The organism is Microbacterium sp. 05N427, from assembly GCF_056397105.1.
In genome coordinates this window covers 73,474-98,910 of sequence record NZ_JBFTMT010000011.1, presented here as the reverse complement: position 1 = coordinate 98,910, position 25,437 = coordinate 73,474, and the positions used below count along the sequence as shown (strand labels likewise).

The following is a 25,437-nucleotide window of genomic DNA, read 5'->3' as shown; positions in this document are numbered from 1 at the left end:
CATCATCCCATCCGGGCGCTTACGATAACCGGGCTGTGGATAACGCCACGCCCGGCCCACGTCCCGCCACGCCCTACGGTGGAAGTATGACGATCACCGCCGCGGCAGACGGTTCCGCCCTGGGCAACCCCGGACCCAACGGCTGGGCCTGGTACATCGACGACGGCAACTGGGCCGCGGGCGGATCCCCGCACGGCACGAACAACCAGGGTGAGCTGCGCGCTGTCCTCGAGCTGCTGCGTGCGACCGCGGGCGTCCCGAACGAGAAGCTCGTGATCGAGTGCGACAGTCGCTACGTGATCGACTCGGTGACCAAGTGGATGCCGGGGTGGAAGCGCAAGGGGTGGCGCAAGTCCGACGGCGGCCCCGTGCTGAACCGCGATCTGCTCGAGGGCATCGACGAGGCGCTGCGCGGGCGCGATGTGTCGTTCACCTGGGTCAAGGGCCACGCCGGCCATCCCCTGAACGAGGCGGCCGATCAGCGTGCGAACGCCGCTGCGACGGCGTATCAGAAGAAGCGGGATCCGGACCGGGGCCCCGGGTTCTCCCGCGGTCCCGCCGTCGTTGAGCCGTCCGCGCCCGCATCTGCGACGAGCGCGGCCCCGGCGCCGGTCCCGGCCGCTGCCGAAAGCCCCCACGCCGCCGGATCCATCGCGCTCCCGGTCGTCGCTTCCTCCGCGGCGCCCGCGCCCGCGCTGTGGGCCGAGGCCTCCGACCTTCTCGACGGTCTTGACCTCGCCTCCGACGCGACTCCGATCGAGCTTCGCGTGACGCTCAGCGCCGAGGAGCACGCCCGTCTCCGCGACCGCGCCGACGCCCAGGGCGTGACGTTGGACGAAGCGCTGCGCCGACTGATCTGACCCGGCGGGATACCGATCCGCGAACGGGCCGGAAACGGATCCGCGGAGGTCCGGCGAGACCGTGGCTCCGGCTCACCGCGCTGCGAGCAGCTCCTGCAGCCGTGCGGCCTCGTCCGCGGGCATCGAATACGCGTGCTCCGGCGCCGGATAGACGTGCTCGCGCACCTCGTCGGCGTAGGCGGTGACACCCTCGATCGCCGCGGATCGCAGGTCCGCGTAGCGCTTCACGAACTTGGCCGCGCCCCCGTCGTAGATCCCGAGCAGGTCGTGGAACACGAGCACCTGACCGTCCGTGGCGGATCCGGCGCCGATGCCGATCACCGGAATGTCCAGCAGCGGCATGAGCGCCGCCGTGACCTCGCTCGGCACGGCCTCGACCACAAGCAGTGAGCATCCCGCATCCTGCAACGCGATGGCACTGTCGATCACGGCGAGGGCGGCCTCGGCGGTGCGCCCCTGGGAGCGGTAGCCGCCGAGCGACGTCGCCGTCTGCGGGGTGAGGCCGACGTGACCGACGACCGGGATGCCGGCGGAGACGAGCGCCCGTGCCCGGTCGACCGAGGTGCCGCCGCGCTCGATCTTGACGAGGTCGCAGCCGGTCTCCTTGATGAAGCGCTGGGCCGTGGCGAGAGCCTGCGCGTCCGAGGTCTCGTAGGACCCGAACGGCAGATCCGCCACGAGCAGCGGCTTCGTGAGACCGCGGCGCACCGCCTTCGTGAGCATGATCATCTCGTCGACCGACACCGGCACCGTGCTGTCGTAGCCGAGCACGGTCATTGCCGCGGAATCGCCGACGAGCACGATGTCGACACCGGCCGCCTCGACGATCTGCGCGCCGGGGTGGTCGTACGCGGTGACCATGACGATCGGCTCGCCCGCGGCCTTCTTCGCAGCGAGGTCGACGAGTGTGAGCCGGCGCGTGGGAGCAGCGTGGGTGCTCATAGGAGGGCCTCCGTCAGCAACGTGTCGACCGCGTCGTCGACCTGGATGATCGCGTTCGCCCGGTCGACGTGCACCACAGTCGGCGCGTAGTCCACGAGGTCCTCGGGCGAATAGTCGGCGTAGGAGATGACGATCACCGTGTCGCCGGTGTGCACGAGACGGGCGGCGGCGCCGTTGATCTGGATCAGCCCGGATCCGCGCTGTCCCGCGATCGTGTAGGTCTCGAAGCGGGATCCGTTGTCGACGTCGACCACGTGCACCTGCTCGTGCGGGAGGATATCGGCCGCCTCGAGCAGGTCGAGGTCGATCGTGATGGATCCGACGTAGTGCAGGTCGGATCCGGTGATCGTCGCGCGGTGGATCTTCGACTTCAGCATGGTGCGTCGCATCAGGCGTCGCCTCTCAGGATGTGGTTGTCGATGAGGCGTGCAGCACCCACGCGAGCAGCGACCGCGAGCAGCCCTTCGCCGTCGAGACGGGTGACGGGCTGCAGGGTCTCGGCGTCGCGGAGTTCGAGATACTCAGGCGCGAGGCCGGCGTCGGCGAGGACGGTTCGGGCCGTGGCGATGAGAGCGTCGGTGTCGTGCTCCCCCATCTCAGCGAGCGCCTGCGCGGCGTCGAGCGCCCGGTTCAGCGCGGTGGCCTGCTGCCGGGCGGCCGGGTCGAGGTAGACGTTGCGCGAGCTCATGGCGAGCCCGTCGGCCTCGCGAACGATCGGGCAGGCCTCGATCCGCACGTCGAGGTTCAGGTCGCGTACGAGCCGGCGGACCACGAGCACCTGCTGCGCGTCCTTCTGCCCGAAGTAGGCGACGTCGGGGGCGACGATGCCGAACAGCTTGGCGACGACCGTGGCCACGCCGTCGAAGTGGTGCGCACCGCGGCTGGCGCCGTCGAGCACGTCGGTGACGCCGGAGATGTGGATCGTGGTCGCGAAGCCCTCGGGATAGATCTCGGCCGGCTCCGGAGCGAAGAGGATGTCGGCCTGTTCTGCCGCGGCCAGGGCCGCGTCCCGCTCCTCGTCGCGCGGATAGCGGCTGAGATCCTCGTTCGCGCCGAACTGGGTGGGATTGACGAAGAGCGAGACCACGACGAGGCCGTTGTTCGCCCTGGCCCGCTTCATGAGCGACAGGTGGCCGGCGTGGAAGGCGCCCATGGTCGGAACGAGTCCCACGGTCTGACCCCGTTGCTTCGCGTCGCGCACCGCCTCGCGCACCTCGGCGATCGTACGGATGATCCTCATGCGCGGGTCCTCCCGGTATCCGGCCGCTCGGTTCCTGAGCGAGCACCCTCGCCGCCTGAGCGAGCACCCTCGCCGCCTGAGCGAGCACCCTCGGTTCCTGAGCGAGCACCCTCGGTTCCTGAGCGAGCACCCTCGCCGCCTGAGCGAGCACCCTCGCCGCCTGAGCGAGCACCCTCGGTTCCTGAGCGAGCGAAGCGAGACGAAGGACGCTCGGCAACCGCGGAGTGAGACGAAACGCGGTCACCGGAATTCTCGACCCGGCGCGCAGCAAGGGCCCGGGTGCTGTCGCGCAGCGCATCGACGAGCGGGAGCAGCTCGGGGGCGGCTGCAGCGACAGCGGCCCGCTGCCGGGCGACGGTGGCCTCGTCGCCGCGGGCGATCGGGCCGGTGAGTGCCTCCGCCGCTCCGCGGTCGGCCCAGTTCGCGACGGTCTGTCGCACGAGCGGGGTAAGGACCGTGCGCGCTTCGGCCCGGTCGATCCCCGCCGATCCGGCGACCTGCTCGGCGGCGTCGAGCACCGCGAGCAGCAGGTTCGAGGCGATCGAGGCGGCCGCGTGGTATCCGGCGCGATGCGCGTCATCGACCTGGAACGGGTGCGCGCCGAGCGCCCGCGCCAGCTGCTCTGCGGTCGCGTGCGCCTCCTCCGTGCGCCCGTCGATCGCCGCGCCGATGCCGCGGAAGACGCTCGGCGGCTCGGATCCGGTGAAGGTCTGCAGGGGGTGGATGCTGAAGTCGACGTCGTCGAGACCCGTGGCGCCGGAGACGTGGCCGATCAGGTGCGCGTGGGGGCGAACCGCCTCCGCGACCGGCGTGATCGCGGCATCGGGCACGCACAGTATTGCAATGTCGGCGGAGGGGATCTCGTCACCACGACCGAGCGGCCCCCTCACGTCGAATCCCGCTTCGTTCAGAGCTCGCGCGAGCGCGCCGCCGAGCCGTCCGGCACCGACGACGGCGATACTGCGGACCGGCGCAGCAGGCAGGAAAGAGGTGGTCGCATCCATTGTTGGACCCGGTCGGGATCGGCGTCCGGGACGGGTCGAGTATCCGCCCACGGACGGATCCGAGCCAAATCGGAGAGCGAACAGTCATGCGTTCGAGGTCATTAACCGATCTTAATGTCCTAGATTCATAATCCTTGCTTGTCACATCGATCCGCGCGCTGTTTGCGGACGGCTCTTCGCGAGTTCGTTCCACACATTCCGATTCTCCCGCGAGTTCTTCCCCTGCTCCGCCCCTGGCGCCAACAGTCGTTGCCAGGGCAGCCCAAGCTGAGCGGATGGGAATCAGATACTTCGCCTTCGCGGTTTCGGCTCAGCAAATCGCTCAGTCACAAGAGTGTCCGCGGGGATGCTTCGACGGAAACGATGCCTGGGATCATTGGGGCGCGGGCAAGAGTCCGACCCTCGACCTCGACAAGTGCTACCCCGAGCTTCAACGTCTTCTGGGAGGGCCCACGCCTCGTGCTGCCTTCGCGCTTGTCGAAGGCAGCGTCACGGATCATTGGTACGGCTGGCTACCGTACACAAAGCTCCTCGACAATACGGCGGTTCGCGCGATCGCCGACGACCTGGAAGACCTGCTCTCCGACCCCGCGGGCTTCGGCGAGGTCGGGTGCCGGTTCGGCGATTGCGGCAACTGTGCGCACGACAGGCTCGTCCTCGCCAGAGACTTCACCCGAACGGTGGCTGACGCTGGGTTCGGCATTCACTATCAGATCGGATGAGCTGCATGCATACTGTAAGCATGCCGAACGTGCTCATACGCGACCTCGACCCGGCAGTGCACTCCGTCCTGTCAGCGAGAGCGGAAGCGCGCGGACAGTCTCTTCAGCAGTATCTGACTGCGGAACTCACGCAGCTGGCCGCACGACCGACCCTCATGGAGATGCTCGTGGAACTGGAGCAGCGACCGCCACGGCACATCCCTCGCGAAGCGATCCTCAAGGCGATTCGAGACGGCCGGCGGGGTCGATGATCGTCGTCGACGCCTCGGCGTTCGTCGAGTTGCTCGTTGATCATGGATCGGCTCCGCGATGGGTCGACCGCCTCCGTGGCGAGACGATCATCGCTCCCGATGTCTTGCCCGTCGAGACTGCCTCGGCGCTCCGCGGGTTGAACCTCGGAGGGCATCTCGACAGTCACGATCTTGAGGTCGCCTGCAACGATCTTCAGCGCTTCCCCGTCGACCTTCATCCCACGCTGCCGTTGATCCCGCGAGTGCTGGCACTTCGAAGCAACTTCTCCACCTACGACGCCAGCTATGTCGCGCTCGCGGAGGCGTTCCGATGCCCGCTGCTAACGCTCGACCGGCGGCTGGCGAAGGCCGCTCGGATGCATTGTGATGTCGAAGTGGTGGAGTGGTGAAGAGCTCAATCTGTCGGCGGCGACGTCTCATCATTGAACGCCGTTGACCGCCGTCTGTCTTGACCCCTCCGCCTGCTACCCTCGCCCCCATGCCGTCTCCAGCAACTCTCGCCGCCCTCCGCGCCTTCGTCGAGGAGCGCGACTGGGACCAGTTCCACTCTCCCGAGAACCTCGCGAAGAGCATCGCAATCGAGTCCGGCGAACTGCTCGAGTGCTTCCAGTGGGGCGGCGAGTTCGATCAGACGCGCGTAGAAGAGGAACTCGCCGACGTCGTCACATACTGCATCCACCTCGCAAATCAGATCGGCGTCGACCTGGACGACATCGTGCTGCGCAAACTCGAGTCGACCCGCGCGAAGTACCCCGCCGACCAGGCGCGAGGACGGATGGCGAAATACACCGAGCTCGCGTCGGAGCGCAAGGCGGCGGCCGCAGAATCGGCCCCATCGACGGGCTCAGGGACCGAGACCCCGGGCGCGGACCGCGCATGACCCGCATCGAGCATGTTCCGTTTCGGAGAGACGCCATCGATGCGCACGCTCTCTCCGATCCGCGGCTCCGCACCAAACCGTCGGGGCGCACCAGCCACCCGCGGATCTGGGCTGCGGGCAACATCACCAACCTCGCCGCCAACGTCCCGATGTCCATGGGCGCCGGATCCGCCGTGGGCGGAGCGGTCAACGCCGCCCTCATGCACGAGGACACCCAGAACGCCATCGCCGATCAGCGCTGACGATCGGAATATCGGATCCGTCCGGCACGCAGGCGGTTGCCGGGAAATGTCCGCCGCGCCTGATTGGCTGGACGGATGGAGACATCCACGCTCGCCCTGATCGTCACCGCCGCGGTCCTCTTCATCGCCCTCGTCGTGATCGCGTGGGTGATGAACGGGCGCACCCGGCGCGCCAAGGAGGAACTCGCTGCAGCGCAGCAGGAGCATTCGTCGGAGGAGAGCGCGCTTGCCGCTCGGCACGCCAGCGAGAAGCGGGAACTCCTGCAGCAGCACGACACGACTCTCGCCGAGTTGGCCGTCCGGAACGACTCGCAGACGCAGCAGCGCCTGACCGAGCATGAGACCGAGATCTCCCGTCTGCAGGCGGAGCGCGATGCGGCGGTCAGGGCCGGGACCGCGTCGCAGCAACTCGCAGGGCAGGGTATGCGGTGGGAGCTCGCCTCGCGCGAGCTGCTCGTCGACGCGTGCACCGCGGCAGGGCTCGACGCGATCATCGCCACGAACATCGTTTTCCCCCCGCACGACGACGAGGCCACCGCGCCGTACTGCGTGCAGCTCGATCACCTGGTGATCACGGAGAAGGCCGTGGTGCTCGTCGACAACAAGAACTGGAAGGGGCTCATCTTCGACGGCAAGAAGCCCTCATCGATGGCCGGCTCGCTTTCCATCCTGTTCGACGAGACGGCCCTGCCGACGTCGTACGCCATCTCGCTCAAGCGCGACAGCGACGGTTCGGTCTCGGTGCGTTCGAAGCTCGACCACGAGTCACCGGCCTTCCAGGTGCGGCGGCAGGCTCGACGGTTCCATGGTCATCTCGCTGCCCGGCACGGATCCGCGCCCTATGTGCAGACGTGCGTCTTCTACTCGCATCCGGACGCGCGGGTCTGGACCGACGGGCTGGACGAGGGCGAGAAGGGCCGGTCGACCCGGATCGCCTCAGCCCGCACGATCCAGAAGGCGCTCATCGACGTGCAGTCCAGCGGATCCGGAGCGCTGACGTCGCATCAGCTGACCCAGCTGGTCGCGACCGTCCGCGAGCTGGGCGCCGACGTGCACGGTACGGGCCGGTTCGCCTCCGAGTTCGCCAGCCCGGTGCCGCTCACCTTCCGAGTGCCCGCGCGTGCGGCACGGACGGCCGTGACCGCACCTGTGGCAACGMACGACGGGCCGCGAATGGCAGCCCGTCGGCGCGCGGTAGCCTGACCCGGGGTCCGGCTTACAGCCCGTCGTCGAAGACCTGCAGCGCCGACGTGTCCTTGGTGGCGTCGGTCTTCGTAAGACGCTCGCCACGGAAGAACGCCGGGTCGGCCTTGGCCTGCACGAACATCAGGACCACACCGATTCCGAGCACGGTCACACCAATGATGCCGACCAGCCCCACTCCGGCGATGTTGCTGCCGGAACCCGCGGACGGGTCCATCGCGTCGATCGTCGTCTTCACGAAGACGATGAGCAGCAGGATCCCGCCGATGCCCGGGAGCACGACCTTGGAGATGACGGATCCGACGCCCTCGCGGAACGCGGACTTGCGGAAGTACCAGGGACTCGCGAGCGCCGTGATGCCGTAGTAGAAGCAGACCATCATGCCGAGCGCGGTGATCGTGTCCCACAGCACGTCCTCACTGATGAAGCGCATCACCGCGTAGAACACCGACGCGACGATCGAAGACAGCAGCAGTGCCACGTGCGGCGACTTGTACTTCGGGTGCACCTTCTTGATCGCCGCCGGCAGCGCACCGTAGTGCGACATGGCGAGCAGCGTGCGCGCGGGCGAGATCGCCGTGGAGTTGATCGATGCCATGGCGCTCACCAGGATCGCGAGCGAGAGCAGGATCGCCGCCGGTCCCATGACCGGGTGCGCGAGCGCCGCGAAGACGTTCTCGATGATCTCGGGGTTGCCGAGCCCCGTGGGTCCATCGCCGAGCCCTGCAAAGGCGACGGTCGCCGTCGCCGTGCCGACGTAGAGGACGACCAGGATCCCGACCAGGATCATGGCGGCCTTGCTCTCGGTCGACAGCCGCCCCTTCGACGGCTTCGTCTCCTCGCCCATGGTCAGCACGGTGTCCCAGCCCCAGTAGACGAAGATCGAGACTGCGATGCCCGCCGCGAAGGCGCTGAAGCTCGACACCTCGAACGGGTTGAACCAGCTCAGCTCGGGCATCTTCCCCTGCACGTTGGCGGGGTCGCCCGCACCCACGAACATCGCGACGACGAACCAGACCATGACGGCCATCTGGAAGACGACGGTGATGTACTGGAAGATCTTCGTCGAGGTCATACCGCGGTACGAGATGTAGGTCGCGAGCGCCATGAAGGCGAGGCAGACGAGGATGTTGATGAACTTGTTCGCCGCGAGATCGGCGATCGACGGATCTCCGACGAGAATGCTGATCGATTGGAACAGGAACTCCACCGCGATGCCGGCGAGGTTCGAGAGCACGAGAACCGTGGCCGCGACGAGGCCCCATCCCGCCATCCATCCGATCCACGGTCCGAACGCGCGCGTCGCCCACGTGAACGACGTGCCGGAGTCGGGCATCGCCGAGTTGAGTGCGCGATAGCCGAGCGCGACGAGCAGCATCGGGATGAAGCCCATCAGGAAGATGGCGGGCGTCTGGTAGCCGACCTCGCTCGCTGCCGGGCCGACCGCGGCCGTCAGCGTGTAGGCGGGCGCGCACGTCGAGATACCGATCACGAGGGCGCCGAGAACTCCGACGGTCCCCGTCGGAAGGCCCTTCTTGCTGATCCCCGTGACCGAGTCGAGGGTTCGCGTCGCCGGATCCGACGTGGCCTGGTCATACTTCTCTGCCATGAGAGTCCTGCTTCCTGCGTGGGTCGCGCGTGTGCGGCGGCTGCGAGCGAATCGGGATCTCGTGATCGTGTGCCGCGATGCTACGACCTTATGGGTTGGCTGAACGGTTGTGGAAACGATCTTCAGCAGCCCGGAGCCGACGGCCGCTCCTGACAGGTGCCGAGAACGAGCGCCGTGTGCGCCTTCACAACGCGGATCTCCTGTCCGGCGGGTGGACCGTTCACGGTGCCGCGAACCGGGATCCAACCGCCGCCGAGGTCGATATCGGCGGCGTAGGTGACGGTCACCGTGACGGTGTAGCGGCCGGCCTCCTTGTAGACGTGGCTCGTGTTGGTGGGCGTGAACTGCGCCTGGCCGTTCGCGTCCCACGCGGTGCCGGGCCCGGCGCTGTCGCGGCGCTCTCCGTCGCCGTAGTCGAAGGCGAAGTTCACGGGAGTGAAGCGGATACTCAGCTGCCGGCCGAGGATCGTGCCCGGGATCGTTTCGGTCTTCGCGCTGCTGAGGAGGTTCGCGGGCAGGCCGACGACGGCGACGTTGGCAGGTTCGCCTGCGACCGTCGCCGCGGAGGGGACGAAGCGGGCGAGGTCGGTGATGGTGACGCTCCAGCCGGAGGCGTCAGGAGGCATCGGGGCTGGCATCTGGGTGGTTGGGACATCGACGCGGATACCGCCCAGGCAACTCTGGTCTTCGTGTGTGTCATCGCGGCAGGTCATCGAGATTGACCTGGGCCGTTGTTGTGGGCTCGATGGTTCGAGCTCACCCGGAGCGTCACCGGTGAATGGCTCCGGAACGCCTGGCCATGGCTCGATACCGCTCTCGAGCTGACTCTGTGACCCCGTGATCGTCACCGAGTCACCATCGGATTGCGGGCACTCGCCGAGAACAAGCAGTATCTCCTGGCTACACGCGGCGCCGCGGGCGACCAGCGCTGACGGAGGAGCGATAGCGCTCGTAGTCAGCACACCGCCGATCAGTAGGCAACCAACTACCGACTTAGTGCTAAGCATGGTGCGCTCGAACTCTCTGACTTCGTGATGACCAAATTCGAACGACTACCTAGCGATGCGAACTCAATACTGAGAGCTGAAACGCTCGGGCGATCCGTCGGCGTTACATCCTGCCCCTTGTCGTTCGTGACGCGGGTATCGCCGATACCAATGCAGACGACCCCCAAGACCGAGTTCACTGCGGAGTTGAAGCTGGTTCCAGCGAACGATTGCACCGTGAGGCTGCCGCTTGCCGTCAGACCTGCAGCTTTGATCTCTCTGCGCGACTTGATGACATCCTCGAGCGCGGTCCCAGCCAGGTACTTCTCTGGATCCGCTTTGGAGTCGCCATTCCGGCTAGCGTTCGCCTCCTCGGTGTAGTCCCGATACACCTGCTCCGCCGCCTTGAACGCCTCCGCCTCGCTCGTAAACAGAGGGGTGTGCGTMGGTTTAGGCGCCGGGCCGGGTGCGCAGCCGGCGATCGCCGTCGTGGCGGCGACAAGGACCGAGGCAAGAAGAGCACTGAGCCGAGGATTCATCCCGACACCGTAGCCAGATCCGCCGGACCGCCGCGGAAGTTATCCACAGGCCCACGAACGGACGGCTCGACGGGCGAACCTCAGCGCACCGCGAGCCCGTGCATCACAAGGTCCACGAGCGCATCCACGCGATCGGCTGTGAGCGGCCTCCCGAGCAGCGCCGCGTATGACGTCGCCGCGACGAACTGGTCGGCCGCGGCGGCCGGGTCGGCATCGGCCCGCACCGCACCTTCTTGTTGGGCGCGGAGGATCCGGGCGACGATCCACGACACGATCGGATCCGCGAACCGGTGGTTCAACGCCTCGCCCAGCTCCGGATCCGTCGCCGTCACCGCGATGAGCGCCCGAGCGAGCGCGACGTTCTCCGGGCGCGACAGATGCGAGCCCGCCGTCGCGAACCACGACCGCAGGTCGGCCGCCAGGTCCGTCGAGAACGGCAGCGCGACGTCCGCGCCCGGGAGCGAGCCCTCGAGCAGCGCCTCACCGAGGATCGCCGCCTTCGACCCCCACCAGCGGTAGATCGTCTGCTTCGAGACCTCCGCCTCGGCGGCGAGGCCCTCGATCGTCACGGCGTCATAGCCGTCTGCCGCGAGCGCACGACGCATCGCCGCCAGCACGGACTGACGGGCGTTCTCACTGCGCGGACGGGGCACCCTCCGAGGGTAGCGAGGTGTACGCTCAGGAATAAGTGGACGCGCCGTTGCGAAACTCGATCGCAGCCGAGGCGGCCGGATCCACGAGCCAACGAAGGAGACACCCATGGCCCTGACCGCGAATTCCTCCATCGGCGACTGGCTGGCCGATCCGACCGGCGGCGAACTGATCCGCGGGCTGCTGGCGCAGTCGGGCGCGAGCGCCGACTCGCTCACCCCCGTCCTCGGACTGCCGCTGCAGCAGCTCGTCGTGATGAGCCAGGGCGCCATGCCGCAGTCCGTCGTCGACGACCTCGTGCGCGCCGCGAACGGCGGAGAGATCCCCGAAGACTCCGCCCCGCAGGGATGGGCGGAGAAGTTCACACCCGGACGCTTCGACGGGAAGACCGTAATCGTCACGGGGGCCGCGTCGGGGATCGGCAAGGCCACCGCCTCCCGCATCGCCCGCGAGGGCGGTCGTGTCATCGCCTGCGACATCGCCGCGGACAAGCTCGAGGCTCTGAGCGCGGAGCTGCCCGGCATCGTGACCGTCGCCGGCGACCTCACCCAGCAGGACGCGATCGACCGCGTCGTCGCCGCGGCAGATGACCGCATCGACGGCCTCGCGAACGTCGCCGGCATCAACGACGACTTCTCCCCCGCCGGCGAGACGCCCGACGCCGTGTGGGATCGCGTGATCGCGATCAACCTCACCGCTCCGTTCAAGCTCATGCGCGCTGTGCTGCCGCTCATGGAGGCGGCGGGACGCGGATCCGTCCTCAACGTCTCGAGCGAGGCCGGTCTGCGCGGCAACGCATCCGGCAACGCCTACACGGCAAGCAAGCACGGCATCATCGGGGTCACGAAGTCCGCGGCCTTCATGTACGGACCGAAGGGCATCCGCGTGAACTCCGTCGCCCCGGGCGGCGTCGCGACCGGGATCCCGATGCCGCCGCACATGTCCGAGTACGGATCCGGCCGCCTCGCGCCGTTCCAGCAGGCGATCCCCACCGTCGCCACCGCCGAGCAGCTTGCCGCATCGATCACGTTCCTACTCTCGGACGACGCCGTGAACATCAACGGCGCGATCCTCGCCTCGGACGGCGGGTGGTCGGTGCAGTAACCCGCGCCGCGCGCCAGCGCCGTGACGCCTGCACGATCATGCGACGCCTGCAGGATCCGACCACCGGATCCGTCGTGCAGGCGTCGCACGGTCGTGCAGGCGTCGCACGCACGGTCGTGCAGGCGTCGCACGCACGGTCGTGCAGGCGTCGCACGGTCGTGCAGGCGTCGCGCGAGGGAGCGAGCGCGGGGCGCAGCGCCTCGGCCGTGCGCTACTTCCGGCGCCGCACCACCAGCACGATGAACAGCGCGACGAAGACGGCGACGAGCGCTCCGGCGGTGATTCCCACGGTTCCTCCCCAACGACGCCCCCTGACATGGGTGGCGGGCTTGGATTGTCGCACACGGACTTCAGCGGGTCCCGCGTCGTGCGCGAGAGTCAGGAGCCGCGCGAGGCCGCATAGCCGCTGAACCGCGACCGGTCAACCCCCTACGCGCGGCGGGGGATCCTGGCTACCGTCATCCTTGTCACCGGGAATGGGTACAGGAGAAGATCCCGGCGCATGCGGAGCCTCCCCAGGCTTCAAGGCCCCGCCAAGCCGCGGAACTCCCAGGGACCGGGTCGGATCGCCACCGACCCGGTCCCTATCCCCCGGGGACGGCGCGGACCGCATCGACAGGACCGCACCGGCATGCGCGCTGATCCTCGCCGGATCCGACCGAGGGGCGTAGCGTCCGGACCATGGCAATCCTCTATTACGGCGGCTCTGAGCATCCGATCGAGATCGACGACATCGCTCTTGCTCATCTGAAGGTCGTGATCGCGACGAAGCTCCGGCGCAACGAGAGTTTCACGCTGTCCTGGCGCCACGACGGCGAGCAGCCCCTCGGACGCTCCACGATCTGGCTGCACCCGTCCATCCCGCTGCGGTTCGAGTTCACGGATCCGACCCCGCCGGAGATCGACCCGCGGCGCATCCAGGCCTACGCGAACTCCGCCAACACGTCCGGCGGGATCCTGCTCCCCGACGAGGCCACCCTGGAACTCTGACGCGCACGCGGCTCGGGCCGCGGATCCACGCAGCTCCCGCCGCGGATCGGCTCAGCCAACGAGTCGATCCCGATAGAGCTGCGCCAGGGCCGGGAGCCCTGCCCGGTAGGCCTGGCGCTGCAGTGACGCGCCGGTCTCGCGCCGTGCCAGCAGCGCTTCCACCGCGCGCGTCTCATCACGATCGCGAAGGTGCGGGATGATGCGGGCGCGGAGCGCATTCAGCGCGTCCGCCGCGGGGGCCAGGCGCCCGGTGTCGGGATGGACCAGCGTATCCTTCGTGCCGTGCCGGGCCGCATGCCAGAGGGCGGCGTCCCAGGGTCCCCGGTCCTCGTCCGAGACGATCGGCGAGTCGCGTGCGGCGTCGACGAGCGCCCGCACGGCGATCGCCAACGAGACCGATGACTCCGCGTCGAGTTGCGCGTCGCACACGCGTACCTCGAGGGTGGGGAACCTGGTCGAGAGGCGCATGTTCCAGTTGAGCCCCCGAACATCCGAGGTGGCACCGATTCCGACCAGGGCGGCGACCGTGGCGTCATAGTCGTCCGTGTGGCGAAAGGCGGGCGGGATCCCGTACGTCGTCCACCGGCGGGAATGGATGGCCCGCCAGCTGTCGTAACCCGTATCGCGGGCATCCCAGAACGGCGAATTCGCCGACAGCGCGAGCAGGACGGGCAGCCAAGGACGCAGCGCGTTGGAGGCTCTGACGCCCGCATCGCGGTCCACTCCGACATGGATGTGCAGGCCGTTGATCTGGTGCTCGCCGGCGAGCGCTGCGACATCGGAGGAGATGTGCGAGTACCGCGCACCGGGACTGATCCCCGCAGACGCGGAGCGACCGAACGGCGTCCCCGTCCCTGCGGCCACCACCCCGGCGTCCGCGGCCCATCGCCCGAGCCGGCGGCGGAAGCCCAGAAGAGCGTCCTGGGCTTCGGCCATGGTCGTGCATACGGGTGTCGCGTATTCGACCTGGCACGACAGGAACTCCAGGCTCACGGCGCCCCTCTGCCCGCCATCGTCGAGGGCCTCGATCGCCCCGACCGCGCAGTCGACCGGCCTCAGCGTGCGGGGATCGAGGAGCATGAACTCCTCTTCGATCCCGAAGGTGGTGTCCATTCAGTCCGCCTTGACCTCAGTCCGCCCTGAACCCTGCCGCTTTGTGCGTCCCGTCGCAGAAGGGCTTGATCGTGGACAACCCGCAACGGCACAGGGCCACCGTGCGCCTCCGCCTCGGGATCGGCGTCCCATCGCCGGCCAGCAGCTCGACGTCGCCGCGCACGATCAACGGACCGTCGGGGTACGGGGTGACCGTCGCGGGCACGGCTTTCATTCCGCGCCCTTCGACGTGCGCAGCGAGGACTCGCCGCGCGTCCAGCTCTCGAGCATGTGAGCAGCGACAAGCCCGTCCACCGTCAGGCATGCGGCCGCGCCGAACATGATGTCCCCGAGCAGTTCGGGCTGGTCCTCGGCAAGGGCGCCTGCGAGATCACGTCCGGCTATCTGCTCGTGCACCGCATCCGCCTCGACGTGCTCGTCGAAGTAGTCGGTCACCTCCTCGCCGAAGCCCAGTCGACGAAGTCCATCGCCATAGAGCCGGTTCGGAATCGACGACGTCATCTCGAACGCCGCGAGATGACCCACGATCGAGCCCAGCAACCGCCGGTTCATCCCGAACATCGACATCATGTTCAGCGAACAGAGGGTGACCGCCGGCACCGCGTCCACGTAGCCGGCGTAACGGTCGTCGAGCGCCGCACCCCGCATCGCCTTCGCGAAGATCTCCGCGTGCACGCGATCCGCGCGTCCCCCTCCGTATTCATCGGACTGGATCTCCACGAGCGCGGCCTTGGCTCGCCCATGCAGGCGCGGAATCGCCCACGAGTGCGGATCGGCTTCCCGCAGGGTGTAGATCGAACGGTGGATGAGGAACTCCAGGGCCTGCTCCCGGGTGGCCTTCTTCGCGACATAGCGGGCCAGGCTCGGCCCCGCGTCCTCCGCAGTCAGCGTGAACAGCGCCGACGCGACAGATGCCTGTGCCGGCTCGGGCGACGGGCCCACCGGGACGACCTCGCGGAGCGCGGCCTCGAACGCCTCCTCCAAGACGCGTCGCACCTCGATCAGCCGCGGATCCCACTCATGGCGCGCATCGAACGCGGGAACGGATCCGTAGGCCGACGCATACAGGACGAACAGCGAGAGCTGAACATCGTCGTCATGGATGATGTCCGCCGCGCCCGCCACCGCGTGCTCGGCGAGCGCGGAGATGCCCTCTCGCATGTCTCCCTCGCCAAGCGCCTGCACCAGCGCGCTGCTCAGAGGACCTCGCGCCGTCAGCGGTGTGGCGGCCGGTGCGACGGCCGGTGCGGCGGTTGCCCACGAACTCATCGCGTGCCTTCCTGCCAGAGCCGTGGTTCCGGTGCCGATGTCATTCCTCTCGGGACTCGGTCTCGGCGGCGATCCGGTCGGCTTCCGCGCTGTCGATCAGCTCGTCGGCGGCATCCGGGTCGAGCTTCTCGTCACCGTCCGCATCCTTCATGAGGGGCATATCGGGGTTCACCTCGTCCGGATCTTCCGGTCTCAGCGGCATCTGCGGGTTGTTCGTCATCATCGTCTCCTTCGCATTCGGGCTTCCGGTTCGGAATCGCCGCCTGAGCGATCGACAGGGCGCCGGTTTCAGGGCACACGCTATGCCGCTCACCGGCGGCCGTCTTCCGTCTTGTCCCCGCGGCGCCGGCGTGCTAGCGACGCTCCTGACCAGCCGCCGCACACCGGGGACGCCTGCCCGCGCCACCGCACGTAGACTGGATCCCGCCCCGCCTCCCCTCGCTCCAGGAGCCCGCGTGACCTCTCCGAACACCCCCATCGACCACGTCCCCGACTCGGTCGCCAACGCAGAAGCGACCCCGGAGAAGGAGCAGCCGTACGCGGCGCTCGGCCTCAAGGACGATGAGTACGCGCGGATCCGCGAGATCCTGGGCCGCCGCCCCACGTCGGGCGAGCTGGCGATGTACTCGGTGATGTGGAGCGAGCACTGCTCCTACAAGTCGTCGAAGAACTACCTTCGCCGGTTCGGGCAGAAGGTCTCGGACGAGATGAAGAAGCGCCTCATGGTCGGCATGGGGCAGAACGCGGGAGTGATCGACGTCGGTGAGGGCTGGGCCGTCACGTTCAAGGCCGAGTCGCACAATCACCCCTCGTTCATCGAGCCGTTCCAGGGCGCCGCGACCGGCGTCGGCGGCATCGTCCGCGACATCATCTCGATGGGCGCCCGCCCGGTCGCTGTCATGGACGCGCTGCGCTTCGGCGCGATCGACGACCCCGACACGGCCCGCGTCGTGCACGGCGTCACCGCCGGCATCAGCTTCTACGGCAACTGCCTCGGCCTGCCGAACATCGGTGGCGAGACGGTCTTCGACGCCGTCTACCAGGCCAACCCGCTGGTGAACGCCCTCGCGGTCGGCGTGCTCCGCCACGAGGACCTCAAGCTCGCTAACGCGACCGGCGTCGGCAACAAGGTCGTGCTCTTCGGCGCCCGCACCGGTGGCGACGGCATCGGCGGCGCGTCGATCCTCGCCTCCGACTCATTCGATGAGACCGGCCCGACCAAGCGCCCCGCGGTGCAGGTCGGCGACCCGTTCGCCGAGAAGGTGCTCATCGAGTGCTGCCTCGAGCTGTACCGCGACGAGCTCGTCGAGGCGATCCAGGATCTCGGCGCTGCCGGGATCTCCTGCGCCACGAGCGAGCTGGCCGCCAACGGCAACAGCGGCATGAAGGTGTCGCTCGACAACGTGCTGCTGCGCGACCCCACCCTGACCGCTGAGGAGATCCTCATGTCGGAGTCGCAGGAGCGCATGATGGCGATCGTCGCCCCCGAGAAGCTCGACGCGTTCCTCGCCGTCGTGAACAAGTGGGACGTGGAGACCTCGGTTCTCGGCGAGGTCACCGGCGACGGCCGTCTCATCATCGACTGGCAGGGCGAGCGCATCGTCGATGTGGACCCCTCCACGGTCGCCGTCGACGGCCCGGTCTACGATCGTCCGGTCGCCTACCCCACCTGGATCGACGCGCTGCAGGCCGACGCCGCAGAGCTGCTCCCCCGGGACAACGACCCCGAGGCCCTCAAGCAGCAGTTCCTCGCGCTGCTGGAGAGCCCGAACCTCGCCGACACCCGCTGGATCACCAACCAGTACGACTACTACGTGCTCGGCAACACCGCCCTCGCCTTCCCCGACGACGCCGGCATGATCCGCGTCGACGAGGAGTCGGGCCTCGGCTTCTCGATCTCCACCGACGCGAACGGCCGCTACAGCCAGCTCGACCCGTACGCCGGCGCGCAGCTGGCGCTCGCCGAGGCGTACCGCAACGTCGCCGTCACGGGAGCTGCGCCCACCGCGATCACCGACTGCCTGAACTTCGGATCCCCCGAGAACCCCGAGGTCATGTGGCAGTTCGGCCAGACCGTCGACGGCCTCGCCGACGGCTGCTTCGAGCTCGGCACCCCGGTCACGGGCGGAAACGTCTCGTTCTACAACCAGACCGGCGACGTGCCGATCCACCCGACCCCGCTGGTCGGCGTGCTCGGCATCATCGACGACGTCTCGCGCCGGATCCCCTCCGGTTGGCAGGACGAGGGTCAGAACATCTACCTGCTCGGCACCACCTCGACCGAGTTGAGCGGATCCGCCTGGGCCGACGTCATCCACGACCACCTCGGCGGCCTGCCGCCCAAGGTCGACCTGGCCGGCGAGAAGCGCCTGGCGGGCCTGATCGGTGCGGCGCGCGACGAGTGGCTGATCTCCTCGGCGCACGACCTCAGCGAGGGCGGCCTCGGCCAGGCCCTCGCCGAAGGCGTGATGCGCTTCGGCGTCGGCGCCCGCGTGTGGCTGACCGAGCTCATGGAGCGCGATGCCGTGGACGCCGCGACCGCTCTGTTCTCCGAGTCGGCCGGCCGCGTGATCGTGACCGTGCCGCGCGAGGACGACGTGAAGTTCCAGGGGCTGTGCGAGGGCCGGGGCTACCCGGTGCTGCGCATCGGCGTGACCGACAGTGCGCCGCAGCTCGAGGTTCAGGATGTCTTCACCGTCTCCGTCGACGACCTTCGAGCGACCTCTCAGGCGACCCTGCCGGCCGCGTTCGGCCCGACCGTCGCGGACCCGTCGACAGGCTCAGCGGTCGGCGCCTGAGGTCGCGGAGGACGACGTGAACAGCACACCCGACGCTTCGACGGACTCGGAGAACGCCGAGGACCTCTCGATCTACAGCACCCGGCGGCAGCGCCGGATCCGCGTCACCGCGTGGGTCGTGATCGTCGCGCTCATCCTGGTGGGCGGCGGATCCACGGTGCTCACGGTGCTGCTCGGCTGACCCCGGCGCCAGCGGACCCCGAGGGCCCCGGGACGGCCGGCGCGATGCGCACGGAGTAGGTTCGACAGCATGCGATCCGAACGTGCGGTGACCCTGCAGGACATCGCCGACAGGCTCGGCGTGTCCCGTTCGACCGCATCGTTCGCGATCACCGGACGCGGTCGCGTATCGGAGGAGATGCGCCGCCGCGTGCGCGAGGTCGCCGATGAGCTGGGGTACCGGCCCAACACCGTCGCCCGCCATCTCAAGGGCTCGCGCACCGGGATGCTCGCCCTGCGCCTGCCGCCGGACAGCACCACGATGTCGTACTACATGGAGGCGACCTTCGGCATCGTCGAGGAGGCGAACCGTGCGGGCATGACCGTGATCATGCTGCCGACCGAGCAGTCCGCCGACCGCGCCGACCAGCTGCCCGCCGACGCCGTGATCCTGCTCGACCCCGATCTCAATGATCCGGTCGTGCACACGCTGCTGGCCGGACGCCTGCCCGTGATCACCGGAGAGCCGGTGCCCGCAGGCCTCCCGGAACCCCGCGCGTGGGTCACGAGTGAGCACGGGCCCGCGGTGCGCGCGCTCATGGACCATCTCCTCGACCGCGGCGTCCGCCGCCCGGCGATGCTGTTCCCCGAGCTGCGCGGATACTGGGCGCTCACCGTGCGGGACGCGTTCGAGGGGTGGTGCGCCGAGCACGGCATCGTGCCCCGCATCTCCGAGGTGGAGCATCCCGCACCGCCCGAGGTCATCCACGCGGCGGTCTCGGCGCTGATCGCGACCGACGACGAGGATCCGGTCGACGCGATCGTGTCCGTCTCCGACGGCACCGTGCTCAGCGTCGTGACCAGTGCGCAGCAGCTCGGCCGCCGTGTCGGAGAGGATCTGCTCGTCGCCGCCCTCGTCGACACGGACGTGCTCTCGCTCACCCGGCCCTCGATCACGGCGATCGACCTGCAGCCCCGCGAGTTCGGGCGACGCTGCGTCCTCGCCGCTCTCGCCGTGCTCGACTCCGACGGCGACCCCGCGGCAGCGCCGCTCCGCGAGGTCGTGCCGATCACCGTCCACCATCGCGCGTCCACGCTCGGTCACGCCTGACGCCAAGGATCGCGAACCGTTCCCTGCAGAACCGGTTGTATTGCTTTATCGATATTGCTACGCTTTCAGCACCTTGACCCGCAGACCTCTGCGACCGACGGCGATGTCGCGTCGCTCCCCAGGAGCCCCTTATGTCCACGCCCGACGAATCCCTGGTCGCACCGACCGAGCTCACCGCCCAGGTCACGGAGGGGCGTTTCAAACGTGTGCTCGGCGTGCCGTCGCTCGTGCTGTTCGGCCTCGTCTACATGGTGCCGCTGACCGCGTTCACGACGTACGGCATCGTCACTCAGCTCACCGGAGGACGCGTCGCCGCGACCTACGTCATAACGCTCGTCGCGATGGTGTTCACGGCGCGCTCCTATGCGCGGATGTCGGTCGCCTACCCGTATTCCGGCTCCGCCTACGTGTACACGCAGCAGTCGTTCGGCGGCGCCATCGGATTCCTCGCCGGCTGGGCGCTGCTGCTGGACTATCTGTTCCTGCCGATGATCAACTACCTCATCATCGGCCTGTACATGGGCAGCAGCTTCCCCGGCGTCCCCACCTGGGTCTGGATCGTCGCCGCCATCGCCGTGGTCACCGTGCTCAACGTGGTCGGCATCGTCTCCGTCGCCCGCGCGAACTTCGTCATCATCGCCGTGCAGGCCGTCTTCATCGTCGCGTTCGTCGCCCTCTCCCTGGGTGCGGCGGCCGGCCAGGCTGTCGATCCGCTCGTGCCGTTCACCGGCGACGGCACGGTCGGCAGCGTCTTCCCCCTGTTCCAGGGCGCGGCGATCCTCTGCCTGTCGTTCCTGGGCTTCGACTCGGTCTCGACCCTCGCCGAGGAGGCGAAGGATTCCCGCCGAACCGTGCCCCGGGCGATCATGATCGTCACCGTGGTCGCGGGGCTGCTGTTCATCCTGCTCACCTATGTCGCGCAGATCGCCTACCCGTCGAACCGCTTCACGTCCGCCGACACCGCCAGCATCGAGGTCGTCGCCTCGCTCGGCCAGCAGTGGCTGTCCGTCCTGTTCATCGCGGGCTTCATCGCGGGCAGCATCGGATCCGCGCTCACGTCGCAGGCCTCCGTCGCGCGCATCCTGTTCGCGATGGGACGCGACGGCGTGCTGCCGCGCGCCGTCTTCGGTCGCCTGAGCGCGCGCTTCGGAACTCCGGTCGCCCCGATCCTCATCGTCTCGGCCGTCTCGCTCTACGCCCTGTTCGCGGATCTCCTCACCGTGTCGAACATGATCAGCTTCGGGGCGCTCATCGCGTTCTCCTGCGTGAACCTGTCGACGATCAAGCACTACTTCGTCGACCGCGGCGAGCGCGGCGGACGGCATGCGCTGAACAATCTGGTCCTGCCCGGGGTCGGGTTCGCGCTCACGGTGTGGCTGTGGACCAACCTCACCGGCATGACCTTCCTGGTGGGCCTCTCCTGGCTGGCGATCGGCTTCGTGCTGCTGCTCATCGTCACGCGGTTCTTCCGCCGCCCCACCCCGACCCTCGATCTGAAGGAGTGATGGTGACCGACACGATCATCGTCGGAGCCCGGGTGCGCTCGCTCGCGCCCSAGACCGTGGACGGGGCGGATGCCGTCGCGATCGCCGACGGACGGATCTCCGCCGTCGGACCCCGATCCGAGGTGCTCGCCCTCGCCGGTCCCGCCACCAGGCTCATCACGCACCCGACTGCGACGATCATCCCGGGCCTCGTCGACGCGCACAGCCATCCGATCTACAGCCTCGGCATCGTCCGAGGACTCTCGCTGACGGGCGTGCACACCTATGACGAGCTCATCGCCGCACTCGAGCGGGGTCGCGACGAACAGGCCGGCGACGAGTGGTTCCTCGCCTGGGGCCTGGACCCGAGCGCGTTCGAAGGACGTGCGATCGGCAACGCGGTCCTGCACGAGGTCCTGGGAGACGCCCGCCCGGCCTACGTCAAGATGTTCGACGCGCATTCGGGCATCGCTTCGGCGTCCGCCCTCGCGCTCGCGGGCATCGACGCCCCTGTCACGCATCCGGACGGATCCGGAGCCGTGGGCGATGAGGAGGGGAAGCTCACCGGGCACCTGATCGAGTTCCCGACCATGGAGATCGTCGAGCGGGCGCTTCCCTCCCTGGGGTTCGCCGACCGGGTCACCCAGCTGCGCGATCTCCTGTCCGACATGGCCTCCGTCGGCATCACGGCGGCGCACGTCATGGACTTGCAGGACGACGACGCCCTCGACCTCCTGGCCGCGATCGAAGCCACCGGTGACCTGCCCGTGCGCCTGCGGATCTCCCCCTGGGTCACGCCGGAGACGACGGACGAAGACGTCGCCGAACTCATCGCGCTCCAGGGCCGCGGCGGGCGACGCTACCGGATCGAAGGGGTGAAGTTCTTCATCGACGGCACGGTCGAGGGGGGCACCGCCTGGCTGTCGCGCCCCGACGCCGAGGGCGAGGGCCTGGCCTCCGCGTGGACGCCCGCCGAAGCCTACGCCGAGCGGGTGCGGGAGTTCCACGGCGCCGGGGTTCCGACCGCGACGCACGCGATCGGCGAGCAGGGGATCCGCTTCGTCGCGGAGACGCTCGCGGCTCTGCCGACGGGTGGCCCGCCCCACCGCATCGAGCACATCGAGTCGGTGGAGGACGACGTCATCGCCCTGATCGGCTCGAGCGGGATCGTCGCGAGCATGCAGCCCACGCACTGCACGCACCACGTGCGCACCGACGGCTCGGACGACTGGTCGCGACGCCTCGGCGCCGAGCGGGCCGCGCGCGCCTGGCGCACGGCCGACGTGCGCCACAGCGGAGCGGTGCTCGCGCTGGGCTCGGACTGGCCAGTCGCGGCCTTCGACCCATGGGAGATCATGGCGGACGCGCAGGGACGCCGGTCCGTCGCGACCCCCGGCTCCTCGGCGGTCGCGCCGGACCAGGCACTCACCCCCGTCGAAGCGCTCGAGGGGTATACGACGCATGCGCATCGCGCGGTCGGCTCGGACGGCGGACGCCTCGTCCCCGGTGCACCGGCGGACCTGGTCGTGGTCGACCGCGACCCGTGGGACGCCTCGCCCGAGGAGCTCATCGGAGCGCGCGTGCTGCTCACCCTCGTCGACGGAGCACCCACCGCGGGGAGCTGAGCCGCAGCTCCGGGACATCTAGAGTGAGCCGCATGACCGCCGACGCCCGCGTGCTGCTCGACGAGCTCCGCCTGCGCGCTGCGGCGCGGGCCGCGTCGGCATCGCACGCGCTCGACGCGCTCGTGCACGACAGAGCGGGCTCGAACGACGACGACGAGCACGATCCGGAGGGCGTGACGCTGTCGTCCGAGTGGTCACGGCTCTCGGCGCTCGCGGAGGATGCCGCCGCTCAGTTGCAGCAGGTCGACGACGCCCTCGCCCGCCTCGACGCGGGCGCCTACGGGGCGTGCGCCTCATGCGGTCGACCGATTCCGCCTGCACGGCTCGAGGTGCGCCCTTTCGCCGAGCACTGCGTCGCCTGCGCCGAGCGACTGGGGCGCTGAAGGTGACGAGGGCGGTCGTCTGACAGGGATCCGAACCTCCCCCGAACTTTTTTGTGACGAATCGGCATCCGGCTCCGTCATTGAGGTGACGTCGCAGACAGCGACACGCACGGGGAGTGCGCACCACCGAGGGGGAACGGACATGGCTAACGACATCACCGGGAAGCAGGCCGCAGAGAGCGCGGCAGGCCAGGGCGGGAAGACCACGATCGAGGATGCGGTCGTCGCGAAGATCGCCGGCATCGCCGCGCGCGACGTTCCGGGCGTGCACGCGCTCGGGGGTGGAGCCGCCCGCGTCGTCGGCGCCATCCGCGACGCACTGAACTCGACCGACCTCGCCCAGGGCATCGGCGTCGAGGTCGGCGAGCGCCAGGTGGCCGTCGACGTGACACTCGTCGCGGAATACCCGGTCTCGCTGCAGGGTCTGGCATCCGCCGTCCGCGCGGCCGTGTACACGGCGATGCAGGAGCTCGTGGGCCTGGAGGTCACCGAGGTCAACGTCACCATCAACGACGTGCACATCCCGTCCCAGGACGAGGATGACGACGGCCAGGAGGCGCGAGTCCAGTGAACGCGAGCACCATCGGCGCCGCCGTCGGTGCGGTGCTCGCCCTGACCTGGGTCGCCTTCGGCTTCTGGGCCTTCCTGTTCGTGGGTCTCGCCATGCTGGTCGGGGTGGGGGTCGCCCGCCTCGTGCGCGGCGACATCGACCTGCACGGGCTGGCCCAGGCGCTGCGGGGGCGGCGCAGCTCGTCATGAGCGCGGAGTCCGCGCTCATGACGGAGCCGGCGCTGCGGGGGCGGACGACCATCACGGCGCGGGCGCTGCGCCGCCTCGCCGTGGGCCTCGTCGCGAGCGCCTCCGGGGCCCACCCGCGTGAGGTCGCCCTGCACTGGGACGATGCGCGCGGAGGCCTGCACGCCACGGTGACGCTGCCGCTGCGGATGGGAGACGCGGTGGAGCGGACGCTCGAGGAGCAGGGCGCCGACGTGCGGGCATCCCTGGTGACGGGCATGGCGGATCAGGCGGGACGGCGCGTGGACAGTGTGGATCTGCGTTTCAGCGGCGTGCGCCGCGAAGACACGAGGAGGGTGCGATGAACGAGAGGGATCGGGTCGTGGACCGGCGCCTGCTGCGCCGTGAGCTCCGCACCGCTCGTACGGGTCCCGCCGTCGTCGTCGCGGCTGTGCTCCTGCTTGCGGCGTTCGGCGCCGCGGCCGCCGCGATCTGGACCACGGACGCGTCGGGAGCGTCCGTGGTCCAGGGGGCCGCGGCGGCCGTGGGGACGGCCTGGGAGGAGCCGTCCTGGCGGGCGGCGGCCGCCGTGGTCGCGGGCATCGTGGGCATCGCGCTCATCGTGCTCGCGCTCGCGCCCGGCCGTCGCCCCCGACACGGACGCACCAGCGCGCGGGTGGACCTCGTCGTCGACGACGGTCTACTCGCCGACACGGCGGCGCAGGCCGTCGCAGGGCACTGCATGCTGCCGACGTCGCAGGTCTCCGCGACCGTGACCGCACGGCGTGTGAAGGTGCGGATCCGCCCACTCAGCGGCGTGCCGGTCGACAGGGCCGGTGCCGTGGACGCCGCGCGGCGAGCACTCGAGCGCGTGGGATTCGACATCCGCCCGATCGTGGCGGTCGCGGAGAAAGGAGTGGTCGCATGACCTCCTCCAGCAGGATCCTGAACCGAACGCTGCTGCTGGTGGCGGGGCTGGTCGCGCTCGTCGGCGCAGTGCTCGCCGCGCGTCCGCTGCTTCCCGAGCGCCTTGTCGCGCCCTGGTGGCAGCCCGTGCGGCGCACGATCGATGACGCGCTGCGCACCGTGAGCTCCTGGAGCCTGCCGTGGGGATCCCCCGAGGGTGCCCGCATCACGGTCATCGGGGCCGGGCTGATCCTCGCGATCGCCCTCATCGTATTTGTGGGCACGCGCAGGCGGCCGCGCACCCGCACCGTGCTGCGGTTCACCGACAGCGCCGGCAGCACGGCCGTGGACGAGACGATCGCCGACGCGGTGCTCACGGAGCCGCTCCGGCACCGGGGGGACGTCCTCTCCTCGCGCATGCAGGGCTACCGCTTCGCCGGGAGGACCGCGCTGCGTCTCTCGGTCGTCCCCCGCTCCGGTGCGGATCTCGCCGCGCTGCTCGCCGAGACGGAGCGCGCCGTCGAGGGTTGGGACGCGCTCAGCGGCACACGCGGGCCCGTGGTGGTGCACTTCGCCGACCGCGGCGGCTTCGACCGGCTCCGCTCCCCTGCACGAACACGATGACGGATCC

General features: G+C 69.2%; 32 protein-coding genes. 20 read left to right on the top strand and 12 right to left on the bottom strand.

Features of this window, described 5'->3' with window-relative positions:
• Positions 1-86 precede the first annotated feature (86 nt).
• Positions 87-860: a ribonuclease H family protein gene (locus tag AC1DG4_RS12790; RefSeq protein WP_477381166.1), complete on the top strand. Its 774-nt coding sequence runs from the start codon at positions 87-89 to the stop codon at positions 858-860.
• 72 nt (positions 861-932) lie between these two features.
• On the opposite strand, the gene panB is transcribed toward AC1DG4_RS12790, so the two are convergent.
• From panB to AC1DG4_RS12770, 4 genes are read right to left on the bottom strand one after another with little or no spacing between them, the layout of a single operon-like run.
• Complete coding sequence (panB, locus tag AC1DG4_RS12785) at positions 933-1,802, bottom strand: 3-methyl-2-oxobutanoate hydroxymethyltransferase (RefSeq protein ID WP_477381164.1); 870 nt, start codon at positions 1,800-1,802, stop codon at positions 933-935.
• Complete coding sequence (gene panD, locus AC1DG4_RS12780; RefSeq protein WP_477381162.1) at positions 1,799-2,191, bottom strand: aspartate 1-decarboxylase; 393 nt, start codon at positions 2,189-2,191, stop codon at positions 1,799-1,801. The genes panB and panD overlap by 4 nt, the downstream gene beginning before the upstream one ends.
• The gene (gene panC, locus AC1DG4_RS12775) at positions 2,191-3,042 is read right to left on the bottom strand and encodes a pantoate--beta-alanine ligase (RefSeq protein ID WP_477381160.1); all 852 of its coding nucleotides are present in this window, start codon (positions 3,040-3,042) and stop codon (positions 2,191-2,193) included. The genes panD and panC overlap by 1 nt, the downstream gene beginning before the upstream one ends.
• The gene (locus AC1DG4_RS12770) at positions 3,039-4,046 is read right to left on the bottom strand and encodes a DUF2520 domain-containing protein (protein WP_477381158.1); all 1,008 of its coding nucleotides are present in this window, start codon (positions 4,044-4,046) and stop codon (positions 3,039-3,041) included. The genes panC and AC1DG4_RS12770 overlap by 4 nt, the downstream gene beginning before the upstream one ends.
• Positions 4,047-4,321: 275 nt before the next feature.
• Between AC1DG4_RS12770 and AC1DG4_RS12765 the strand changes: the two genes are divergently transcribed.
• From AC1DG4_RS12765 to AC1DG4_RS12740, 6 genes are all read left to right on the top strand, one after another.
• The gene (locus AC1DG4_RS12765) at positions 4,322-4,768 is read left to right on the top strand and encodes a hypothetical protein (RefSeq protein WP_477381156.1); all 447 of its coding nucleotides are present in this window, start codon (positions 4,322-4,324) and stop codon (positions 4,766-4,768) included.
• A 20-nt stretch (positions 4,769-4,788) separates the two neighbouring features.
• Positions 4,789-5,019 carry a FitA-like ribbon-helix-helix domain-containing protein gene (locus AC1DG4_RS12760; protein ID WP_477420422.1) on the top strand — a complete coding sequence of 77 codons (231 nt, stop codon included), beginning with the start codon at positions 4,789-4,791 and terminating at the stop codon, positions 5,017-5,019.
• Positions 5,016-5,408: a type II toxin-antitoxin system VapC family toxin gene (locus AC1DG4_RS12755; protein ID WP_477381153.1), complete on the top strand. Its 393-nt coding sequence runs from the start codon at positions 5,016-5,018 to the stop codon at positions 5,406-5,408. Before AC1DG4_RS12760 ends, AC1DG4_RS12755 begins: the two co-directional genes overlap by 4 nt.
• Before the next feature lie 89 nt (positions 5,409-5,497).
• Positions 5,498-5,899 (top strand): nucleotide pyrophosphohydrolase, encoded by a 402-nt coding sequence (locus AC1DG4_RS12750; protein WP_477381151.1) that lies wholly within the window; start codon positions 5,498-5,500, stop codon positions 5,897-5,899.
• Positions 5,896-6,141: a hypothetical protein gene (locus AC1DG4_RS12745; protein WP_477381149.1), complete on the top strand. Its 246-nt coding sequence runs from the start codon at positions 5,896-5,898 to the stop codon at positions 6,139-6,141. Before AC1DG4_RS12750 ends, AC1DG4_RS12745 begins: the two co-directional genes overlap by 4 nt.
• A gap of 75 nt (positions 6,142-6,216) precedes the next feature.
• A complete protein-coding gene (locus AC1DG4_RS12740; RefSeq protein WP_477421265.1) occupies positions 6,217-7,344 on the top strand; it encodes a nuclease-related domain-containing protein in 1,128 nt (375 codons plus the stop codon).
• Between the two features lie 13 nt (positions 7,345-7,357).
• Here AC1DG4_RS12740 and AC1DG4_RS12735 read toward each other — a convergent pair whose 3' ends face one another.
• From AC1DG4_RS12735 to AC1DG4_RS12720, 4 genes are all read right to left on the bottom strand, one after another.
• Positions 7,358-8,953 carry an APC family permease gene (locus AC1DG4_RS12735; protein WP_477381145.1) on the bottom strand — a complete coding sequence of 532 codons (1,596 nt, stop codon included), beginning with the start codon at positions 8,951-8,953 and terminating at the stop codon, positions 7,358-7,360.
• 122 nt (positions 8,954-9,075) lie between these two features.
• Positions 9,076-9,579 (bottom strand): PKD domain-containing protein, encoded by a 504-nt coding sequence (locus AC1DG4_RS12730; RefSeq protein ID WP_477381143.1) that lies wholly within the window; start codon positions 9,577-9,579, stop codon positions 9,076-9,078.
• A gap of 359 nt (positions 9,580-9,938) precedes the next feature.
• Positions 9,939-10,478 (bottom strand): hypothetical protein, encoded by a 540-nt coding sequence (locus AC1DG4_RS12725; protein WP_477381141.1) that lies wholly within the window; start codon positions 10,476-10,478, stop codon positions 9,939-9,941.
• Positions 10,479-10,558: 80 nt separating this feature from the next.
• Complete coding sequence (locus tag AC1DG4_RS12720; protein ID WP_477381139.1) at positions 10,559-11,131, bottom strand: TetR/AcrR family transcriptional regulator; 573 nt, start codon at positions 11,129-11,131, stop codon at positions 10,559-10,561.
• A gap of 106 nt (positions 11,132-11,237) precedes the next feature.
• On the opposite strand from AC1DG4_RS12720, the gene AC1DG4_RS12715 reads away from it, so the two are divergent.
• Positions 11,238-12,233, top strand: a complete 996-nt coding sequence (locus AC1DG4_RS12715; RefSeq protein ID WP_477381137.1) for an SDR family NAD(P)-dependent oxidoreductase — start codon at positions 11,238-11,240, stop codon at positions 12,231-12,233.
• A gap of 681 nt (positions 12,234-12,914) precedes the next feature.
• Positions 12,915-13,223, top strand: a complete 309-nt coding sequence (locus AC1DG4_RS12710; RefSeq protein WP_477381135.1) for a DUF7882 family protein — start codon at positions 12,915-12,917, stop codon at positions 13,221-13,223.
• 51 nt (positions 13,224-13,274) lie between these two features.
• On the opposite strand, the gene AC1DG4_RS12705 is transcribed toward AC1DG4_RS12710, so the two are convergent.
• Genes AC1DG4_RS12705 through AC1DG4_RS12690 form a run of 4 tightly spaced genes read right to left on the bottom strand, consistent with a single transcriptional unit; the run spans position 13,275 to position 15,825 of the window.
• Positions 13,275-14,336, bottom strand: coding sequence for a carboxylate-amine ligase (locus AC1DG4_RS12705; protein WP_477381133.1), 1,062 nt, complete (start codon positions 14,334-14,336; stop codon positions 13,275-13,277).
• A gap of 16 nt (positions 14,337-14,352) precedes the next feature.
• Entirely contained in the window at positions 14,353-14,550 is a 198-nt protein-coding gene (locus tag AC1DG4_RS12700; protein ID WP_477381131.1) for a CDGSH iron-sulfur domain-containing protein, read from the bottom strand.
• Complete coding sequence (locus AC1DG4_RS12695) at positions 14,547-15,605, bottom strand: iron-containing redox enzyme family protein (protein ID WP_477381129.1); 1,059 nt, start codon at positions 15,603-15,605, stop codon at positions 14,547-14,549. Before AC1DG4_RS12695 ends, AC1DG4_RS12700 begins: the two co-directional genes overlap by 4 nt.
• 40 nt (positions 15,606-15,645) lie before the next feature.
• Entirely contained in the window at positions 15,646-15,825 is a 180-nt protein-coding gene (locus AC1DG4_RS12690) for a hypothetical protein (protein ID WP_477381127.1), read from the bottom strand.
• A gap of 235 nt (positions 15,826-16,060) precedes the next feature.
• Between AC1DG4_RS12690 and purL the strand changes: the two genes are divergently transcribed.
• From purL to AC1DG4_RS12635, 11 genes are all read left to right on the top strand, one after another.
• Positions 16,061-18,403 (top strand): phosphoribosylformylglycinamidine synthase subunit PurL, encoded by a 2,343-nt coding sequence (purL, locus tag AC1DG4_RS12685; protein ID WP_477381126.1) that lies wholly within the window; start codon positions 16,061-16,063, stop codon positions 18,401-18,403.
• A gap of 16 nt (positions 18,404-18,419) precedes the next feature.
• The gene (locus AC1DG4_RS12680) at positions 18,420-18,584 is read left to right on the top strand and encodes a hypothetical protein (RefSeq protein WP_477381124.1); all 165 of its coding nucleotides are present in this window, start codon (positions 18,420-18,422) and stop codon (positions 18,582-18,584) included.
• 69 nt (positions 18,585-18,653) lie between these two features.
• Positions 18,654-19,673, top strand: a complete 1,020-nt coding sequence (locus AC1DG4_RS12675) for a LacI family DNA-binding transcriptional regulator (protein WP_477381122.1) — start codon at positions 18,654-18,656, stop codon at positions 19,671-19,673.
• Positions 19,674-19,804: 131 nt separating this feature from the next.
• The gene (locus AC1DG4_RS12670) at positions 19,805-21,178 is read left to right on the top strand and encodes an APC family permease (RefSeq protein ID WP_477381120.1); all 1,374 of its coding nucleotides are present in this window, start codon (positions 19,805-19,807) and stop codon (positions 21,176-21,178) included.
• Between the two features lie 2 nt (positions 21,179-21,180).
• Positions 21,181-22,782, top strand: coding sequence for an amidohydrolase (locus AC1DG4_RS12665; RefSeq protein WP_477421264.1), 1,602 nt, complete (start codon positions 21,181-21,183; stop codon positions 22,780-22,782).
• 32 nt (positions 22,783-22,814) lie between these two features.
• Entirely contained in the window at positions 22,815-23,165 is a 351-nt protein-coding gene (locus tag AC1DG4_RS12660) for a TraR/DksA family transcriptional regulator (RefSeq protein ID WP_477381116.1), read from the top strand.
• Positions 23,166-23,307: 142 nt separating this feature from the next.
• Positions 23,308-23,736, top strand: coding sequence for an Asp23/Gls24 family envelope stress response protein (locus tag AC1DG4_RS12655; RefSeq protein ID WP_477381114.1), 429 nt, complete (start codon positions 23,308-23,310; stop codon positions 23,734-23,736).
• Entirely contained in the window at positions 23,733-23,924 is a 192-nt protein-coding gene (locus AC1DG4_RS12650; RefSeq protein ID WP_477381112.1) for a hypothetical protein, read from the top strand. The genes AC1DG4_RS12655 and AC1DG4_RS12650 overlap by 4 nt, the downstream gene beginning before the upstream one ends.
• Positions 23,921-24,265, top strand: a complete 345-nt coding sequence (locus AC1DG4_RS12645) for a hypothetical protein (protein ID WP_477381111.1) — start codon at positions 23,921-23,923, stop codon at positions 24,263-24,265. Before AC1DG4_RS12650 ends, AC1DG4_RS12645 begins: the two co-directional genes overlap by 4 nt.
• Positions 24,262-24,828, top strand: coding sequence for a hypothetical protein (locus AC1DG4_RS12640; protein WP_477381109.1), 567 nt, complete (start codon positions 24,262-24,264; stop codon positions 24,826-24,828). Before AC1DG4_RS12645 ends, AC1DG4_RS12640 begins: the two co-directional genes overlap by 4 nt.
• Positions 24,825-25,430: a hypothetical protein gene (locus tag AC1DG4_RS12635; protein WP_477381107.1), complete on the top strand. Its 606-nt coding sequence runs from the start codon at positions 24,825-24,827 to the stop codon at positions 25,428-25,430. The genes AC1DG4_RS12640 and AC1DG4_RS12635 overlap by 4 nt, the downstream gene beginning before the upstream one ends.
• Positions 25,431-25,437 lie beyond the last annotated feature (7 nt).

What these genes read in the sequence shown, in the direction of transcription:
- AC1DG4_RS12790 (WP_477381166.1), top strand. Translation starts at nt 87, where the DNA reads ATGACGATCACCGCCGCGGCAGACGGTTCCGCCCTGGGCAACCCCGGA.
- panB (WP_477381164.1), bottom strand. Translation starts at nt 1,802, where the DNA reads ATGAGCACCCACGCTGCTCCCACGCGCCGGCTCACACTCGTCGACCTC.
- panD (WP_477381162.1), bottom strand. Translation starts at nt 2,191, where the DNA reads ATGCGACGCACCATGCTGAAGTCGAAGATCCACCGCGCGACGATCACC.
- panC (WP_477381160.1), bottom strand. Translation starts at nt 3,042, where the DNA reads ATGAGGATCATCCGTACGATCGCCGAGGTGCGCGAGGCGGTGCGCGAC.
- AC1DG4_RS12770 (WP_477381158.1), bottom strand. Translation starts at nt 4,046, where the DNA reads ATGGATGCGACCACCTCTTTCCTGCCTGCTGCGCCGGTCCGCAGTATC.
- AC1DG4_RS12765 (WP_477381156.1), top strand. Translation starts at nt 4,322, where the DNA reads ATGGGAATCAGATACTTCGCCTTCGCGGTTTCGGCTCAGCAAATCGCT.
- AC1DG4_RS12760 (WP_477420422.1), top strand. Translation starts at nt 4,789, where the DNA reads ATGCCGAACGTGCTCATACGCGACCTCGACCCGGCAGTGCACTCCGTC.
- AC1DG4_RS12755 (WP_477381153.1), top strand. Translation starts at nt 5,016, where the DNA reads ATGATCGTCGTCGACGCCTCGGCGTTCGTCGAGTTGCTCGTTGATCAT.
- AC1DG4_RS12750 (WP_477381151.1), top strand. Translation starts at nt 5,498, where the DNA reads ATGCCGTCTCCAGCAACTCTCGCCGCCCTCCGCGCCTTCGTCGAGGAG.
- AC1DG4_RS12745 (WP_477381149.1), top strand. Translation starts at nt 5,896, where the DNA reads ATGACCCGCATCGAGCATGTTCCGTTTCGGAGAGACGCCATCGATGCG.
- AC1DG4_RS12735 (WP_477381145.1), bottom strand. Translation starts at nt 8,953, where the DNA reads ATGGCAGAGAAGTATGACCAGGCCACGTCGGATCCGGCGACGCGAACC.
- AC1DG4_RS12730 (WP_477381143.1), bottom strand. Translation starts at nt 9,579, where the DNA reads ATGCCTCCTGACGCCTCCGGCTGGAGCGTCACCATCACCGACCTCGCC.
- AC1DG4_RS12715 (WP_477381137.1), top strand. Translation starts at nt 11,238, where the DNA reads ATGGCCCTGACCGCGAATTCCTCCATCGGCGACTGGCTGGCCGATCCG.
- AC1DG4_RS12710 (WP_477381135.1), top strand. Translation starts at nt 12,915, where the DNA reads ATGGCAATCCTCTATTACGGCGGCTCTGAGCATCCGATCGAGATCGAC.
- AC1DG4_RS12705 (WP_477381133.1), bottom strand. Translation starts at nt 14,336, where the DNA reads ATGGACACCACCTTCGGGATCGAAGAGGAGTTCATGCTCCTCGATCCC.
- AC1DG4_RS12700 (WP_477381131.1), bottom strand. Translation starts at nt 14,550, where the DNA reads ATGAAAGCCGTGCCCGCGACGGTCACCCCGTACCCCGACGGTCCGTTG.
- AC1DG4_RS12695 (WP_477381129.1), bottom strand. Translation starts at nt 15,605, where the DNA reads ATGAGTTCGTGGGCAACCGCCGCACCGGCCGTCGCACCGGCCGCCACA.
- AC1DG4_RS12690 (WP_477381127.1), bottom strand. Translation starts at nt 15,825, where the DNA reads ATGACGAACAACCCGCAGATGCCGCTGAGACCGGAAGATCCGGACGAG.
- AC1DG4_RS12675 (WP_477381122.1), top strand. Translation starts at nt 18,654, where the DNA reads ATGCGATCCGAACGTGCGGTGACCCTGCAGGACATCGCCGACAGGCTC.
- AC1DG4_RS12670 (WP_477381120.1), top strand. Translation starts at nt 19,805, where the DNA reads ATGTCCACGCCCGACGAATCCCTGGTCGCACCGACCGAGCTCACCGCC.
- AC1DG4_RS12660 (WP_477381116.1), top strand. Translation starts at nt 22,815, where the DNA reads ATGACCGCCGACGCCCGCGTGCTGCTCGACGAGCTCCGCCTGCGCGCT.
- AC1DG4_RS12655 (WP_477381114.1), top strand. Translation starts at nt 23,308, where the DNA reads ATGGCTAACGACATCACCGGGAAGCAGGCCGCAGAGAGCGCGGCAGGC.
- AC1DG4_RS12645 (WP_477381111.1), top strand. Translation starts at nt 23,921, where the DNA reads ATGAGCGCGGAGTCCGCGCTCATGACGGAGCCGGCGCTGCGGGGGCGG.
- AC1DG4_RS12640 (WP_477381109.1), top strand. Translation starts at nt 24,262, where the DNA reads ATGAACGAGAGGGATCGGGTCGTGGACCGGCGCCTGCTGCGCCGTGAG.
- AC1DG4_RS12635 (WP_477381107.1), top strand. Translation starts at nt 24,825, where the DNA reads ATGACCTCCTCCAGCAGGATCCTGAACCGAACGCTGCTGCTGGTGGCG.